Consider the following 17,179-nt stretch of genomic DNA (forward strand, 5'->3'; position numbering starts at 1 on the left):
TTGCTATTTGAATCTTATTCATCATTTGCAAAGACTCACAAAGATTTACTTGAAGAGAAGCTAAGGGTTAGTGTAAATAAGCTAGTTGCTCCTTCTGTTATTAAGGAAGCCATGCTTTATTCATTAGAGGCAGGTGGAAAGCGGATTAGACCTTTGCTCACCTTTGCTACTTTATTTTCCTTTGGTGAGGACACAAGAAAAGGATTAATGGTTGCAGCAGCCATTGAAATGATCCATACATATTCACTTATTCATGATGATTTGCCAAGCATGGATAATGATGACCTAAGAAGAGGAAAGCTGACCAATCATAAAGTGTTTGGTGATGCCTTTGCCATTTTAGCAGGTGATGCCTTATTAACCTACAGTTTTCAATTAATTGCTGAAATTCCAGATGAATATGCTGATGCTTCAACCAAGCTAGCTTTAATCAAAGAATTATCAAAGGCATCTGGTGCTGAAGGAATGGTAGGTGGCCAAGTTGCTGATATTGCGGGCGAAGAGAAAGAGTTATCATTGAATGATTTAGAGTATATTCATGTTCATAAAACAGGTAAACTGCTTGAATGCAGTGTCGTATCTGGAGCAATCTTGGCAGGAGCGGACGAAGAAAAGATTCAGTTGCTTGCCCAATTCGCCTACCATTTAGGTCTTGCTTTCCAAATTCGTGATGATATTCTTGATCTTGAAGGGGTAGAAGAGGTTATCGGTAAACGGGTTGGAAGTGATGAAGTGAATAATAAAGGCACTTATCCTTCTCTATTAACGTTAGATGGGGCAAAAGAGGCTTTACACCAGCATATTGAACAAGCAAAAACACAACTAAGAAAAACAGGGCTGAACATAAGTTTACTCGAGGAAATTACAGATTTGATCGAGACAAGGGATCATTAAGTATCCTTCTCTCGTTAAAGCAAATCCGCATTTTCTTGAGGATTTATTTCATACTGTTATAATAAACAATAAACACTATACTATCCAAATGAATTAGAAATGAAAGTGAGTGATCCGCTAAATGGATCTTATGTCAATTAAGGACCCTTCCTTTTTAAAGGGGCTCTCGAATAAAGAGCTAGAAGATTTGAGCCGGGATATACGCCGCTTCTTGATTGAAAGATTAGCAAGTACTGGCGGACATATTGGTCCGAATCTAGGTGTCGTTGAATTAACGATTGCCTTGCATAAATGCTTTGACAGTCCTAAGGACAAGCTTATTTGGGATGTGGGCCATCAATCATATGTGCACAAGATTTTAACTGGAAGGGCCAATCAATTTGATACATTAAGACAGTACAAAGGACTTTGCGGGTTTCCGAAGATGGTGGAAAGCGAGCATGATGTTTGGGAGACGGGGCATAGCTCGACCTCTTTATCTGCAGCAATGGGAATGGCAATTGCAAGGGACCTGAAGAAAGAAAGCTCTTATGTTGTACCAATTATTGGCGATGGTGCTTTAACAGGCGGGATGGCTTTAGAAGCATTAAACCATATTGGCCATGAACAGAAAAATATGATTGTCATCTTAAATGATAATGAAATGTCTATTGCACCGAATGTAGGGGCATTGCACAATGTGCTCGGCAGATTAAGAACTGCTGGGAAATACCAATGGGTGAAAGATGAACTGGAATATCTGCTGAAGAAAATACCTGCAGTAGGCGGGAAGCTAGCTTCAACAGCAGAAAGAGTGAAGGATAGTCTTAAATATCTGTTTGTCTCTGGAATGTTCTTTGAAGAATTGGGCTTTACTTATCTAGGTCCTGTCGATGGTCATGATTTTGACAATTTATTCGAAAACCTAAGCTATGCAAAGAAGATAGATGGTCCAGTCTTACTTCATGTTCTTACGAAAAAAGGAAAAGGCTATGAGCCTGCTGAAAGCGATACAGTAGGTACTTGGCATGGAACGGGTCCGTATAAAATGGAAACAGGCGATTTTGTTAAACCAGTTCATACACCGCCAGCTTGGAGTAAGCTAGTAAGTGAAACCGTTCAAAAGCTTGCAAGAAAAGATGAACGAATTGTTGCGATAACGCCTGCTATGCCGGTTGGATCAAAGCTTGAAGGGTTTGCTTCGGAGTTTCCTGAAAGAATGTATGATGTTGGGATTGCAGAGCAGCATGCAGCAACTGTTGCTGCAGGCCTCGCGACTCAGAAGATGAAACCATTTTTGGCCATTTATTCGACATTCCTTCAGCGTGCCTATGATCAAGTCGTACATGATATTTGCCGTCAAAACTTAAATGTATTTCTTGGGATTGATCGTGCTGGTCTTGTCGGAGCGGATGGGGAAACCCATCAAGGGGTTTTTGATATCGCGTTTTTAAGACATATTCCTAACTTGGTTCTGATGATGCCGAAAGATGAGAATGAAGGACAGCATATGGTCTATACGGCTGTTCAATATGATGATGGGCCAATCGCTATGAGATTTCCACGTGGCAATGGATTAGGTGTTCCAATGGATGCCAGCCTGCATACAATCCCTATTGGTACATGGGAGGTATTAAAGAATGGTGATGATGCTGCTATATTAACATTTGGAACAACGATACCAATGGCAATGGAAGCAGCGGCGATTTTAGAAAAACGAGGGATTTCAATTAAAGTCATAAATGCAAGATTCATCAAACCATTAGATGAAAAAATGCTTTTAGAACTTTTTAATGAAAATATGCCTGTGCTAACAATTGAAGAAGCAGTTCTTCAAGGAGGATTTGGGAGCTCCGTTCTCGAATTCGCACATGAAAATGGCTTCCACCACGTTGAAATAGATCGTATGGGTATACCAGATCAATTTATTGAACACGGAAGTGTGGATGAGCTGTTAAAGGAAATTGGCATGACAACCGAAGATACAGTGAACAGACTGAATACACTCGCTAGAAAAAAACAAAAAAGGGCTTAAAGTATGAAAATAAAGAAAGAACGATTAGATGTATTATTAGTGGAAAGAGGCTTGGCGGAGACACGGGAAAAAGCAAAAAGAACGATTATGGCAGGCCTTGTGTTCAGTAATGAAAATCGCCTTGATAAGCCGGGTGAAAAGGTAAGCGCTGATATTCCGCTTCGCATCAAAGGCAAGGTATTACCATATGTCAGCAGGGGCGGCTTGAAGCTGGAAAAAGCTTTAAAACACTTCGATTTAAATGTGTTGGATAAAACCTTGCTTGATATTGGATCATCAACTGGCGGGTTTACAGACTGTGCTTTGCAAAATGGGGCAAAAATGTCTTATGCTCTTGATGTTGGCTATAATCAGCTAGCATGGAAATTAAGACAGGATGAGCGAGTTATTGTTATGGAACGAACAAACTTCCGTTATGTAACACCGGCTGATCTAACGGAGGGCATGCCGGATTTTGCGTCAATAGATGTTTCATTCATCTCATTGAAGCTGATTCTGCCTGTTTTAAAAACATTATTGGTTCCTAATAGTGATATTGTTGCTCTTGTTAAACCACAGTTTGAGGCTGGACGCGAACAAGTTGGCAAAAAAGGGATTGTAAGAGATCCGAAAGTGCATATAAGTGTGCTTGAAATGATCATAGAATTCTCACTTGGCCTTGGCTATGATGTGAAGAATCTCTCATTCTCACCAATTACTGGGGGAGATGGCAATATTGAATTTCTGCTCCATCTTTTCTGGTCAGGTGAAAAGGATACCGGAGAGAACAGGCTGCAAATTAATCCACATGATCTTGTGAAGAATGCTCATGAGGAATTAAAAACAAAACAATCCGAGAAAGAGGAATAGGCTTCGGCTTATTTCTCTTTTTTTCTTTGTGAAAAATAAAAGGAATAAAGAGCGCAGTGACATGACCTACATTTACATATTTTGCGATGAGATGGTGGTATATGTCGAATAGTAGTTAAATATTCCCCCGGAAATCAATGAAAAATTGTACATTATGAGGAAAATCAGCTAACATATAGGTAAGATTCAGTATTCTGCAGATAAATTTTATTTAAAAATTCAAATAAATAGTTAAATAAATATCGAGGTGAAATGTATGAATAAGGGTCAACGCCATATAAAAATTCGGGAAATTATTACAAATAATGATATTGAAACACAGGATGATCTTGTTGATGAGTTGAAAAATGCTGGTTTTAATGTAACACAGGCAACGGTTTCAAGAGATATTAAAGAACTTCATCTAGTAAAGGTGCCATTAATAGATGGCAGGTATAAATATAGCCTTCCTGCAGATCAACGCTTTAACCCGCTGCAAAAACTAAGAAGAAATCTTATGGATGCGTTTGTTCGCATGGATACGGCTGGACATCTGCTTGTTATGAAGACTCTTCCAGGGAATGCAATGGCAATTGGGGCACTCATTGATAATTTGGACTGGGAAGAGATTTTGGGAACGATTTGCGGAGATGATACTTGCTTAATTATCTGTAAAACACCTGAAGAAACGGAAGCTATTTCAAAACGCTTTCTTGACATGCTTTAACTGGAGTGAGCAACTATGATTAGTGAACTATCGATTAGAAATTTTGCAATTATTGAAGCCCTATCAATTTCCTTTGATAAGGGCTTAACTGTCTTAAGTGGGGAAACAGGAGCTGGAAAATCAATTATTATTGATGCCGTCCATTTGCTCGTAGGTGGAAGGGGTTCCTCAGAATTTGTCCGACACGGTTCAGAAAAGGCAGAAATTGAAGGTTTGTTTCAATTAGAAGATCCTAACCATCCCTGTTTTGCTAAAGCAAGTGAGTTTGGAATTGAATTAGAGGATGGAATGGCCATTTTGCGAAGGGATATTTCAAAGAATGGAAAAAGTGTTTGTCGTATTAATGGAAAGCTGGTTACGATTTCCACATTAAGAGAAATAGGCAGTACACTTATTGATATCCATGGACAACATGAACATCAAGAGCTCATGGATGAAATGATGCATATTAATCTTCTCGATCAATTTGGCGGGGAGAAGATTTCCGAAAGCCTTTTGGAATACTCGAAAGTCTATCATGCCTATGATCAAAAAGTGAAACAATTAAAGAGCTTAAGTGAAAATGATCAGCAGATGGCTCATCGATTAGATTTAATTCAATTCCAGCTAGGTGAAATTCAATCTGCTAATTTGAAGTTAAATGAAGATGAAGAGTTGATGGAAGAGAAAAGAAACTTAGGGAATTTTGAACGGATCTACGATTCGCTGCAATCAGGATATGCTGGCTTGCGAGGAGAATATAAAGGACTCGATTGGATTGGGCTTGTGATGGGGCATATTCAATCCGTCGCTGAACTTGATTCCTCTTATAAAGAACTGGCTGAATCTGTTTCAAACAGTTTTTATCAGCTAGAGGATGCGGCAAATACGATTCGCAATGAGATGGATTATCTGGAGTATGATCCTGCAAGATTGGCTGAAATTGAAGACCGTTTAAATGAAATTAATCAATTAAAGAGGAAATATGGCAAGACTGTTGGCGAAATTCTAGAATATGCTTCGAAAATTGAGGAAGAAATTGAGACATTGGAAAATAAGGAAACACATATTGACCTTTTAGAAAAAGAAGTAGTTTCTCTCCGAAAAGACCTTTTAATCGAAGCAGAGGAATTAAGCGCCCTTCGTAAAAAGTCTGCACAAAGTTTAACAAAATTAATTCATAAAGAATTAAAAGAGCTTTATATGGAGAAAACTGTATTTGAGGTTCAATTTATAAAGAATAATGAAAACATCATGAGGAATGGAATGGATAAGGCGGAGTTTTATTTATCAACGAATCCAGGAGAACCGCTAAAACCACTTTCTAAAATTGCCTCAGGTGGCGAACTTTCGAGAATCATGCTCGCGCTAAAAAGTATTTTTTCTAAGCATCAAGGCGTCACATCGATTATTTTTGATGAAGTGGATACTGGTGTAAGCGGCAGGGTTGCACAAGCGATTGCAGAAAAAATACATAATGTAGCCGTTAATTCACAAGTTCTATGTATTTCCCATTTGCCGCAGGTTGCAGCAATGGCTGATACTCATTTATATATTGCAAAAAGTATCATAAATGGTCGGACAAAAACAACCATTAAATCATTAGATGAGTCAGAGAAGATTAAAGAAATTGGACGGATGATATCAGGCGTTGAAATCACTGAATTAACGAAGGAACATGCAAGGGAACTTCTTCAGCTGGCAGAGCGTGTAAAGTGATGCCTTTTGCAGTGTAGGGATGGTCTGTTAATGTGGGGAAAAAAATACATTGAAAAGCTATCCAAAGGAGGATAGCTTTTTTATCTCCATATTAGTTATAAATGCACCGCTTGCAGGCAAAATTATAGATGTAGCCATTTGACGTTTGTGGATTAGAAGCGAGGAGAGTGAAAAATTTGACATTAGATGTGTTAAGAAAAATAATTGGTGGAATTCTCCTTGTTTCATTAATTGCAATTGGTTTTTCAAATCCCTTTCAGGAATATGTGCATATTCCGAACAAGATTACCCTTTTTGAGGGCCAGCATTTTGAGATGGCAAAAGCAAAAATGGTATCTGCAGGAATGTCGTCAGATAATTCAAGTATTTCACTTAAAGAAGACAGTCATTCAATTTCCCTTCAAGGTGATCAACAAGGGGAAAATGAAATGTTTTTAGAACTCGCAGGCTTACCAATAAAAAAAGTAAATGTTGATGTATTGAAAGATTTTAAAGTGATCCCAGGAGGTCAATCAATTGGTGTAAAGCTTAATACGATTGGTGTATTAGTTGTTGGTCACCATCAGATTGATACAATAGAAGGGAAATCTTCACCTGGGGAACTAGCTGGGATTAAAATCGGAGACATAATTACAGAAATAAACGGCAAAAAAATAGAAAAAATGTCAGATGTAGCTCCTTTTGTCCAAGAAGCTGGGAATTCAGGTACCCCACTAACTATTATTGTCCATCGTGAAAATGACAAAATTACAACAAAACTAACCCCGCTTAAAGATAAAGGGGAAGAATCTTACAAGCTTGGCTTATATATTAGGGACTCGGCTGCAGGTATTGGCACAATGACTTTTTATCATCCCGAGACGAGAAAGTATGGGGCACTCGGTCATGTGATCTCCGATATGGATACGAAGAAAGCAATTGTAGTGGATGATGGTCAGATTGTACGTTCAACAGTCACCTCAATTGAAAAAGGCAGCAATGGCAATCCAGGAGAAAAATTGGCTCGTTTTTCACCAGATAAAGAGGTAATTGGAAATATTGTTAAAAATAGTCCGTTCGGTATTTTCGGGAAATTGAATCAAAATATAACGAATGGTATTCTTGATAAACCGATGCCGATTGCATTATCACATCAAGTAAAAGAAGGACCTGCACAAATATTAACGGTTGTTGATGATGATGAGGTAAATCTTTTTGATATCGAAATCGTCAGTACGATTCCGCAAAAGTTCCCAGCTACAAAGGGAATGGTCTTAAAAGTAACCGATCCGAAATTGCTTGCTAAGACAGGTGGAATTGTACAAGGAATGAGCGGCAGTCCTATTATTCAAAATGATAAGGTTATTGGGGCAGTTACACATGTTTTTGTAAACGATCCAACTTCAGGCTATGGTGTTCATATCGAATGGATGCTTCATGAAGCGGGTATTGATATTTATTCGAAGAAAGTAGAGAATTCAAAGGCAAGCTAGTCATTTTATGACTAGCTTTTTGCTTGTGATGTTCTATTATTTGATCATTTTATGATACAATAAAGATTATTCGACAAAAATATCAAATATAGTCGAAATTAAGAGAAAACAAAAGAAAACTAATGATTTTATCCTATTTTTGAGAAAATTTTAAAAAACAAAAGGGATTTCTGTGACATTGTCGAATTTCTAAACTAGAATAAAAAGATGGTAAAAGAGACCAACCATGGTTCGAGGAGGAAAGAATAAGTGAAGAAAATTAAAGTATGTGTGGTTGATGATAATCGAGAGCTTGTTGGATTGTTAGATGAATACATTTCATCTCAAGATGATATGGAGGTAGTGGGTGTTGCCCATAATGGACAGGATTGCTTGGATATTCTTGAGCATGAAGAGATAGATGTTCTTGTTCTGGATATTATCATGCCTCATTTAGATGGACTGGCAGTTCTAGAAAAGCTTCGTGATATGAAGAAATCAAATCTTCCTAACGTTATTATGCTTACTGCATTTGGTCAGGAAGACGTAACAAAAAAGGCAGTTGACTTAGGGGCATCTTATTTTATCTTAAAGCCATTCGATATGGACAACTTGACTAGACATATCCGTCAAGTAAGCGGAAAGTCAAATCCGATTATTAGGAAATCTTCTTCTTCTTACCGTCCGCAAATGGAATCTAAGCCAAAGAATTTGGATGCAAGCATTACGAGCATTATTCATGAAATTGGTGTGCCTGCACATATCAAGGGGTATATGTATCTGCGTGAAGCTATTTCGATGGTATATAACGACATTGAACTGCTTGGTTCGATTACAAAAGTGTTATATCCAGATATCGCCAAGAAATTTAATACAACTGCAAGTCGTGTAGAGCGAGCTATTCGCCATGCAATCGAAGTGGCTTGGAGCAGGGGAAATATTGACTCCATTTCTTCTTTATTTGGTTATACGGTAAGCATGTCTAAAGCAAAGCCTACAAATTCAGAGTTTATTGCAATGGTTGCCGATAAATTACGATTAGAACACAAAGCTTCTTGAGAGAGTTAGAACTTATATTATAAAGATTATTAGTGAATATGCATCGTGGGGAAATGAGAGAAGCTGCTAATCATTTGCCAAACAAGGCAGCGTTCTCAATTCGGGGAACGCTTTTTTTATGAATCAATCCTTTTATTCCTTTCATATGTAGGGAGTGGTTTTATGACGCTTATTTTTGCGCATAGAGGGTATTCTCACTTATACCCAGAAAACACAATGAAGGCATTTATAGAGGCTGAACGAGTAGGGGCTGATGGTCTTGAACTTGACGTTCAGCTAACGAAGGATGGGGAAATAGTTGTTATCCATGATGAAAAAGTGGACCGAACAACGAATGGGAAAGGTTTTATTAAAGATTTTACCTTTAAAGATTTAAGAAAATTAGACGCAAGCTATAATAAAAAGACTTTTTTGCATAAGGAGCCCATTCCTGCTTTAAACGAAGTATTGGAGTGGATGACAACCAATCAAGTAATTTGTAATATTGAATTGAAAAATGGGGTAATACCCTATAAAGGGCTGGAAGAGAAAGTGATTGCTCTTATACAGTCTTATGGATTGACAGAAAGAGTCATTCTTTCTTCATTTAATCATTATAGTCTTGTTTATTGTTATCGATTAGCTCCAGAGATTGAGACAGCTCCTTTGTTCTCTGAAGGCCTTTATATGCCATGGGTATATGCACAATCGATTGGGGCGAAAAGTATGCATCCAAAGTATACGGTAGCTCCAAACGAATTGATTAGGGCATCCTTGGACTACGGAATATCAGTAAGACCATATACGGTTAATAAAGAAAAAGACATGCAGCGTTTATTTACAGCGGAATGTTCGGCTTTGATTACCGATGATCCGGCAAAAGCTTTGCGAATTAGAAAATAATAGAAATAAAAAGCAATCAGCTAATTGCAGCTGATTGCTTTTTTCATTCTATTCCTTTTTAAAACGAGTCTGTACTTTATTTTTCTTTCGATCGCGATAAAGAATAAATCCTGCGACAAATGCAAGACCAAATAAAAATAGGAGAAAACCTGCTAGAAATTGCATCCATAAATAAGGGAAAGGGTTTTGAAGGATTCCAAAAACCATATCTCTCATTAATTTAATTCCGTAAGCTGCCAGAAAGCCGGGTATGACTAATATAATTAAAGCGAAAATTCTTATCATCTGCAAATCCCTTCATTTCTATAACCTCTAAAAAAATTATTAAATTAAATGAGAGATTTGTCAAGCGCAAGAATCAAGTCTAAAATAAGAGTATATGAAATAACTTGCGCAATTAAATGAAAATTCACGAAATAATTTTCAAGCAGTTAAAGGTGGGGACATTAAATGCAGACAGTAATGATTGTTGGGGCAGGCAAGGGTGGTTCAGCGATCTTAAAGATAATGAGAGAGACCGCAATGTTAAAGGTAGTTGCTGTCGTTGATAGTGATCCTAAAGCTCCAGGACTAGAAATAGCCATTCAAGAAGGGATTCCAACTGGGACGGATTGGCGGAAGTTTATTAAACAGGATATTGATATCATTGTAGAAGTGACAGGCAAACAAGATGTTTTTCTTGACCTTCGCGAAGCCAAAAGGCAAAACTCTGTATTAATTCCAGGAAGTGTAGCGTTCTTAATTGCAGGGCTTATCGAGGAAAAGGAAACGCTGATTGCAAGTATTGAGAATGAGACGTATAAACGCGACTTGATTTTTAACACAACTGGCGATGGGATGATTGGTATCAATCTAAATACTGAAGTAATCCTTTTTAACCGGAGTGCAGAGAAAATGACTGGCGTTAAGCGGGCAAATGCAATTGGTCGGCCAATTGATGAAATCATTACAAAAAGTCATTTAAAGCGAGTAATGGAGACTAGGCGCATTGAAGCGAACCAAGAGCTGATATTAAATAATGGATTAAAGGTTATAACTACAAGAATTCCAATGATTGGCGAGAACAATGAGGTAATTGGCGCTTTTTCTGTATTCAAGGATATAACCGATGTGATGAAGCTTGCAGAGGAGATAACAAATTTAAAAGAAATTCAAACGATGCTTCAAGCAATTATTCAATCAAGTGATGAAGCCATTTCTGTTGTAGATGAAAATGGAAAAGGCTTGTTAATCAATCCTGCCTATTCCCGTATTACCGGACTTTCAGAAGATGAGATCATTGGACAGCCAGCAACGACTGATATTTCTGAAGGGGAAAGTGTACATATGAAAGTTCTTCAAACTAGAAGGGCTGTTCGCGGGGTGGCAATGAGAGTTGGACCTAATAAGAAAGAAGTGGTAGTAAACGTTGCACCTGTTATTGTTGACGGAATAATAAAAGGAAGTGTCGGTGTCATCCATGATGTTTCTGAAATTGAAACATTAAACAGAGAATTGCATCGAGCACGGCAAATTATTCGTACCCTTGAAGCTAAATATTCATTTGAGGACATTATTGGACATTCGGAGGAAATGACGATCGCAGTCGAACAAGCAAGACTTGGTGCAAAAACACCAGCAACCGTTCTGTTAAGAGGGGAATCGGGAACAGGGAAAGAACTATTTGCCCATGCGATCCATAATGGCAGTGACCGAAAATACAATAAGTTTATCCGTGTGAACTGTGCGGCTTTATCAGAATCCCTTTTAGAAAGTGAGCTTTTTGGCTATGAAGAGGGGGCGTTTTCAGGAGCTAAACGAGGCGGGAAAAGAGGTCTGTTTGAAGAAGCAAATAACGGGAGTATTTTCTTGGATGAAATTGGAGAACTAGCGGCCAATACACAGGCAAAACTATTAAGAGTTCTGCAAGAGAAAGAAATCACCCGTGTTGGAGGAACAAAGGCCATTCCGATAAATGTCAGGGTAATTGCAGCAACAAATGTAAATTTAGAAAAAGGAATTGCGAACGGAACTTTTAGGGAAGACTTATATTATAGGCTTAATCGAATGCCTATTCACATCCCTTCCCTCCGAAAAAGGAAGGAAGATATTCCATTACTTTGCCAGAGGCTTATTCATAAAATCAACCAAGAATATGGGCGTAATGTCGAAAGTGTTACAGAAGCTGCTTTAAAAAAACTAATGGAATATGATTGGCCAGGCAATGTGAGGGAGCTTGATAATATTCTTGGAAGAGCCATTATTTTTATGAATTATAATGACATCAACCTTGATGAACACCATGTTCCTGAATTAATTAAGAAGGAACACAACACACACACACAAATGGAAGAAGAAGAAAAAGGCAATAAAACATTAGCACAGCTTGTTGAGCAGTATGAGGAAAGATTAATTTACCAAACCCTCAAGCAAATGGAGGGGAATAAAACGATGACAGCTAAGTCACTTGGCTTATCGGTTAGAAATTTGTATTATAAGCTTGAAAAATACGGCATTGCAAATATTGGCATGCAATAATTTTCAATGTATGCAATTTTTTTCATGTCTAATTTTGTCGAAAAAAGCGGTTTCATCATCTTTTCAACTTGGCACACTTCTTGCATATTAAAAGAATGAGTGTAGCAACATGTAATTGAATGAAAGTGTAAGTGCTTTTGAGTAAAGGGGTTGAGATTATTGAAATTGGATTCGCTTATACAGAGAGCAACCCAATACGAAGAAAAAACTGTAGCAGTTGCTGCCGCAGAGGATCACGAAGTAATTGAAGCTGTCGCTGAAGCGCTCAAACGAAACTTAGCAAAGTTTTTACTATTTGGAGATAAAGAAAAAATTCTTCAAATTATGGAAGAGCATGGCGATTTAGCTAATCATGAAAAACTTCAAATCATTCATACGCATTCAAATGCTTCTGCAGCCGAGCATGCGGTTAAAGCAGTTAAGTTGAATGAAGCGAATGTATTAATGAAGGGGAATGTTCCGACAGCTACCATATTAAAAGCTGTTCTAAATAAAGAATATGGTTTGCGTGCTGGTGGCGTATTATCACATGTTGCTGTTTTCGAAGTTCCAGGCTTTGACCGGTTTACAATTGTAACCGATGCAGCAATGAATATTGCACCAGATTTGGAGCAAAAGGCTCAAATTACAAGAAACGCAGTTGGCATAGCGAAAAGTATTGGTGTCGATACACCGCGTGTTGCTCCACTTGCAGCTGTTGAGGTAATAAACCCAGCGATGCAGGCAACATTAGATGCTTCAGCATTAACCACGATGAATAAGCGTGGCCAGCTGACAGGCTGTATTGTAGATGGTCCACTTGCTTTAGATAACGCAGTATCTTTAACTGCTGCTGAACATAAAGGAATAAAAAGCGACGTCGCTGGACAAGCAGATATTTTGTTAGTGCCAACGATTGAAGTAGGAAATGCCCTTTACAAATCACTGATCTATTTTGCAAAAGCAAAGGTTGGAGCTGTGATAGCTGGAGCAAAAGCACCAATTGTTTTAACATCTAGAGCTGATTCAGCTGAAAGTAAGCTATACTCACTAGCATTAGCAATTTGCTCTGCATCTAAATAATACACATATAATTGGGAGGAATTTAACAATGGAAATTTTCAAATATCTAGAGAAATATGATTACGAACAAGTGGTATTCTGCCAAGATAAAACTTCAGGTTTAAAAGCAATCATTGCTATTCATGACACTACATTAGGACCAGCACTTGGTGGTACTCGTATGTGGACATATGCATCAGAAGAGGCTGCAATTGAAGATGCTCTTCGTCTTGCAAAAGGAATGACTTACAAAAATGCTGCTGCTGGTCTTAACCTTGGCGGTGGTAAAACAGTTATTATCGGCGATCCACGTAAAGATAAGAACGAAGAAATGTTCCGTGCATTTGGCCGCTATGTTCAAGGCTTAAATGGCCGTTACATCACTGCTGAAGATGTAGGTACAACTGTTGCTGATATGGATCTTATCCACGAAGAAACTAAATTCGTAACAGGAATTTCTCCTGCATTCGGTTCATCAGGTAACCCATCTCCAGTAACAGCTTACGGTTGTTATGTAGGGATGAAAGCAGCAGCTAAAGAAGCATTCGGTACTGATTCTTTAGAAGGTAAAGTAGTTGCAGTACAAGGTGTAGGTAACGTTGCATACCACCTATGTAAACATTTACATGAAGAAGGCGCTCAATTAATCGTTACTGATATCAACAAAGAAGCTGTTCAACGTGCTGTTAATGACTTCGGTGCTAAAGCTGTTGATCCAGATGAAATTTACGGCGTTGAATGTGATATCTATGCTCCATGTGCACTTGGCGCAACTGTAAATGATGATACAATTCCACAATTCAAAGCAAAAGTTATCGCTGGTTCTGCTAACAACCAATTAAAAGAAGAACGTCACGGTGACATCATCCATGAAATGGGTATCGTTTATGCACCTGACTATGTAATCAATGCTGGTGGCGTTATTAACGTTGCTGATGAATTATACGGCTACAATGCTGAACGTGCAATGAAGAAAGTTGAAGGACTTTACGATACAATTGCAAAAGTTATGGAAATCTCAAAACGCGATGGTATCCCTACTTATAAAGCAGCTGACCGTATGGCTGAAGAAAGAATTGCAAGAGTTCAACAATCTCGCAGCCAATTCCTACAAAACGGCCGCAACATCCTAAGCCACCGTTAATTAAGAAAAGCGGAAGTGTAATATCAACACAATCAATAAAACTTACGATAATAAGGGTCGAAGCGCTGAATAATAGGATTCAGCGCCTTTGACTCATTTAGAAATAACGAAACAGCCATCTATTCCAGCGGATTATCATCTTTGAAATCTGATGGGGGATCTGTTTTTAATGGAGGTTTAACTGTGCAAGAACAAGGACATCGAATTCTCGTTATCAACCCAGGTTCTACTTCAACGAAAATTGGAGTTTTCGATAATGATGTTTCAATTTTAGAAAAAACATTACGCCATGATACAGACGTAATTAACACATTTGAAAATATTATTGATCAATATGAATTCCGAAAAAACGCTATTCTTGAAACATTGGATCAAGAAGGCTTTAATATATCGAAACTAAGTGCTGTTTGTGGTCGCGGCGGATTGCTAAGACCAATCGAAGGCGGAACTTACAATGTAAATGATGCAATGCTAGAAGATTTACGTGAAGGTTTTTCTGGACAGCATGCTTCCAATCTTGGCGGGATCTTAGCATATGAGATCGCAACTGCTTTAAATATCCCTTCTTATATCGTTGACCCAGTTGTTGTTGACGAAATGGAGCCAATTGCTCGTATTTCAGGATTATCTCTAGTTGAACGAGTAAGTATTTTCCACGCCTTAAACCAAAAAGCGGTAGCGCGTAGAGTGGCAAAAGATTTAGGGAAAAAGTATGAAGAACTCAACTTAATCATTACCCATATGGGTGGGGGGATTACAGTTGGTGCGCATAAACAAGGTCGAGTAATTGACGTAAACAACGGTTTACATGGGGAAGGCCCGTTCAGCCCAGAACGTGCTGGAACAGTACCTGTTGGTGATTTAGTGTCACTATGCTATTCAGGTCAATACTACCGTGAAGAAATCATGAAGAAGCTAGTTGGTCAAGGCGGACTTGTTGGCTATCTAGGTACGAATGATGCTGTAAAAGTAGAAAAAATGATTGAAGCTGGCGACGAAAATGCGAAGCTTGTTTATTCAGCTATGGCATATCAAGTGGCTAAAGAAATCGGTTCTGCTAGTGCAGTTCTTAATGGGAAAGTTGATGCCATCATCATTACTGGTGGTCTTGCTTACGGGAAGGGCTTCGTAAAAGAAATCAGCGACCGTATTAGCTGGATCGCGGACGTTATCGTTCAGCCTGGCGAAGATGAATTACAAGCTCTTGCAGAAGGTGCCCTTCGTGTACTTCGTGGAGAAGAAAAAGAAAAAGTATATCCAGGAAATGTGAATGTAGAGGCTACTGTTTAATAAGAGCAGTTAACTTTTTATAGTTTAAATACTGTCTAGCTCCAGCGCCTACCCCCTCGAGGTCACAAGCCAATCCTCCCAGAAAGGTAAAGAACACCTTTCCGGGAGGCTCGTCTTGTGCTTGTCGGGGGTGAGCAAGGCGCTTGCGCTTTTCTGAATAGGAGGAAATATTGTGGCAGAAGAATATGATTTAGTCATCCTTGGTGGGGGTACTGGTGGTTATGTAGCTGCTATCCGTGCTTCACAACTTGGTTTAAAAACTGCTTTAGTAGAAAAAGGGAAGCTTGGCGGAACATGCCTACATAAAGGGTGTATTCCAAGTAAAGCTTTACTTCGCAGTGCTGAAGTATATGCTCAAACAAAACATAGCGAAGAATTTGGAGTCTTGACTAGTGATGTTTCTGTAAACTTCACTAAAGTTCAAGAAAGAAAAGGCAAAATCGTTGATCAACTTCATAAAGGTGTTCAACATCTAATGAAGCAAGGGAAAATTGATGTATATGAAGGTTTAGGACGAATTCTTGGACCATCTATTTTCTCTCCAATGCCTGGAACAATCTCTGTTGAAATGAATAACGGTGAAGACAATGCAATGCTAGTTCCGAAAAACGTAATCGTTGCAACTGGTTCTCGTCCACGTACATTGCCAGGTCTTGAAATCGGCGGCAAAGTAATGACTTCTGATGAAGCATTATCAATGGAAGAAATCCCAGCTTCTATCATCATTGTTGGTGGTGGCGTAATCGGAATCGAGTGGGCTTCAATGCTTGCTGACTTCGGTTCAGATGTAACAGTTATTGAATATGCAGATCGCATCATTCCTACAGAAGACAAAGAAATTTCGAAAGAAATGCAACGTCTGATGAAGAAAAAAGGCGTAAAAATCGTAACAAGTGCAAAAGTTCTTCCTGAAACACTTAAACAAGGAGATACTGTAGCAATTTCTGCTGAGGTTAAAGGTGAGCAGAAAGAATTTACAGCTGAAAAAGTTCTTGTTTCTGTTGGACGTCAAGCAAATGTTGAAGGAATTGGCCTTGAAAATACAGATATCCAAGTTGAAAAAGGCTATATCGCAACAAATGAATACTTCCAAACGAAAGAATCTCATATTTATGCAATTGGTGATGTAATCGGCGGACTTCAACTAGCACACGTAGCTTCACATGAAGGAATCGTTGCTGTTGAACATATTGCTGGAGAAAATCCACATCCAATCGATTATGACCTTGTTTCAAAATGTATCTACAGTGCTCCTGAAGCTGCAAGTGTTGGGATCACAGAAGATCAAGCGAAAGAAAAAGGCTTTAAAGTTAAAACTGGTAAATTCTCATTCAAAGCAATTGGAAAAGCGCTAGTTTTCGGCGAATCTGATGGCTTTGTGAAAATTGTTGCTGATGAAGAAACAAATGATATCCTAGGCGTGCACATGATTGGACCACATGTTACAGACATGATTTCTGAAGCTGGTCTAGCTAAAGTTCTTGATGCTACACCTTGGGAAGTGGCACACACAATCCATCCTCACCCAACATTATCAGAAGCAATTGGTGAAGCAGCATTAGCTGTGGATGGAAAAGCAATTCATGGATAAAAATATGGGGAGCTACCCTTTTAGCTCTCTGCTACATATTTAT

The 17,179-nt window shown here is 38.5% G+C and carries 14 protein-coding genes; 13 read left to right on the forward strand and 1 reads right to left on the reverse strand.

Annotated features, from left to right (window positions below; translation table 11 throughout):
• The 8 genes from ACFYKT_RS03920 to ACFYKT_RS03955 all read left to right on the forward strand — a co-directional run bounded on the left by ACFYKT_RS03920 (position 1) and on the right by ACFYKT_RS03955 (position 9,553).
• Positions 1-894 (forward strand): polyprenyl synthetase family protein, encoded by an 894-nt coding sequence (locus tag ACFYKT_RS03920; RefSeq protein WP_389215735.1) that lies wholly within the window; start codon positions 1-3, stop codon positions 892-894.
• Positions 895-1,015: 121 nt separating this feature from the next.
• The gene (gene dxs / locus ACFYKT_RS03925; protein ID WP_389215738.1) at positions 1,016-2,908 is read left to right on the forward strand and encodes a 1-deoxy-D-xylulose-5-phosphate synthase; all 1,893 of its coding nucleotides are present in this window, start codon (positions 1,016-1,018) and stop codon (positions 2,906-2,908) included.
• Positions 2,909-2,911: 3 nt separating this feature from the next.
• On the forward strand, positions 2,912-3,757 hold the full coding sequence (locus ACFYKT_RS03930) for a TlyA family RNA methyltransferase (RefSeq protein ID WP_389215741.1): 846 nt from the start codon (positions 2,912-2,914) through the stop codon (positions 3,755-3,757).
• A gap of 256 nt (positions 3,758-4,013) precedes the next feature.
• Positions 4,014-4,463, forward strand: coding sequence for a transcriptional regulator AhrC/ArgR (ahrC, locus tag ACFYKT_RS03935; protein ID WP_389215744.1), 450 nt, complete (start codon positions 4,014-4,016; stop codon positions 4,461-4,463).
• 15 nt (positions 4,464-4,478) lie between these two features.
• Positions 4,479-6,161, forward strand: coding sequence for a DNA repair protein RecN (gene recN, locus ACFYKT_RS03940; protein ID WP_389215747.1), 1,683 nt, complete (start codon positions 4,479-4,481; stop codon positions 6,159-6,161).
• A 176-nt stretch (positions 6,162-6,337) separates the two neighbouring features.
• Complete coding sequence (gene spoIVB, locus ACFYKT_RS03945; protein ID WP_389215750.1) at positions 6,338-7,633, forward strand: SpoIVB peptidase; 1,296 nt, start codon at positions 6,338-6,340, stop codon at positions 7,631-7,633.
• Positions 7,634-7,882: 249 nt separating this feature from the next.
• Positions 7,883-8,671, forward strand: coding sequence for a sporulation transcription factor Spo0A (spo0A, locus tag ACFYKT_RS03950; RefSeq protein WP_389215753.1), 789 nt, complete (start codon positions 7,883-7,885; stop codon positions 8,669-8,671).
• A 162-nt stretch (positions 8,672-8,833) separates the two neighbouring features.
• Positions 8,834-9,553, forward strand: a complete 720-nt coding sequence (locus tag ACFYKT_RS03955; protein WP_389215756.1) for a glycerophosphodiester phosphodiesterase — start codon at positions 8,834-8,836, stop codon at positions 9,551-9,553.
• Positions 9,554-9,601: 48 nt separating this feature from the next.
• Here ACFYKT_RS03955 and ACFYKT_RS03960 read toward each other — a convergent pair whose 3' ends face one another.
• Positions 9,602-9,838, reverse strand: a complete 237-nt coding sequence (locus ACFYKT_RS03960) for a DUF2627 domain-containing protein (protein WP_389215759.1) — start codon at positions 9,836-9,838, stop codon at positions 9,602-9,604.
• Between the two features lie 165 nt (positions 9,839-10,003).
• Between ACFYKT_RS03960 and ACFYKT_RS03965 the strand changes: the two genes are divergently transcribed.
• From ACFYKT_RS03965 to lpdA, 5 genes are all read left to right on the forward strand, one after another.
• On the forward strand, positions 10,004-12,070 hold the full coding sequence (locus ACFYKT_RS03965; RefSeq protein ID WP_389215762.1) for a sigma 54-interacting transcriptional regulator: 2,067 nt from the start codon (positions 10,004-10,006) through the stop codon (positions 12,068-12,070).
• A 159-nt stretch (positions 12,071-12,229) separates the two neighbouring features.
• Complete coding sequence (gene yqiS, locus ACFYKT_RS03970) at positions 12,230-13,132, forward strand: phosphate butyryltransferase (RefSeq protein WP_389215765.1); 903 nt, start codon at positions 12,230-12,232, stop codon at positions 13,130-13,132.
• Positions 13,133-13,160: 28 nt separating this feature from the next.
• Positions 13,161-14,255 carry a branched-chain amino acid dehydrogenase gene (gene bcd, locus ACFYKT_RS03975; RefSeq protein ID WP_389215768.1) on the forward strand — a complete coding sequence of 365 codons (1,095 nt, stop codon included), beginning with the start codon at positions 13,161-13,163 and terminating at the stop codon, positions 14,253-14,255.
• 183 nt (positions 14,256-14,438) lie between these two features.
• A complete protein-coding gene (buk, locus tag ACFYKT_RS03980; protein ID WP_389215771.1) occupies positions 14,439-15,545 on the forward strand; it encodes a butyrate kinase in 1,107 nt (368 codons plus the stop codon).
• 172 nt (positions 15,546-15,717) lie between these two features.
• Positions 15,718-17,136, forward strand: coding sequence for a dihydrolipoyl dehydrogenase (gene lpdA, locus ACFYKT_RS03985; protein WP_389215774.1), 1,419 nt, complete (start codon positions 15,718-15,720; stop codon positions 17,134-17,136).
• Positions 17,137-17,179: the final 43 nt, after the last annotated feature.

The sequence above is a fragment of the Cytobacillus mangrovibacter genome, assembly GCF_042865275.1.
GTDB lineage: Bacteria > Bacillota > Bacilli > Bacillales > Cytobacillaceae > Cytobacillus > Cytobacillus mangrovibacter.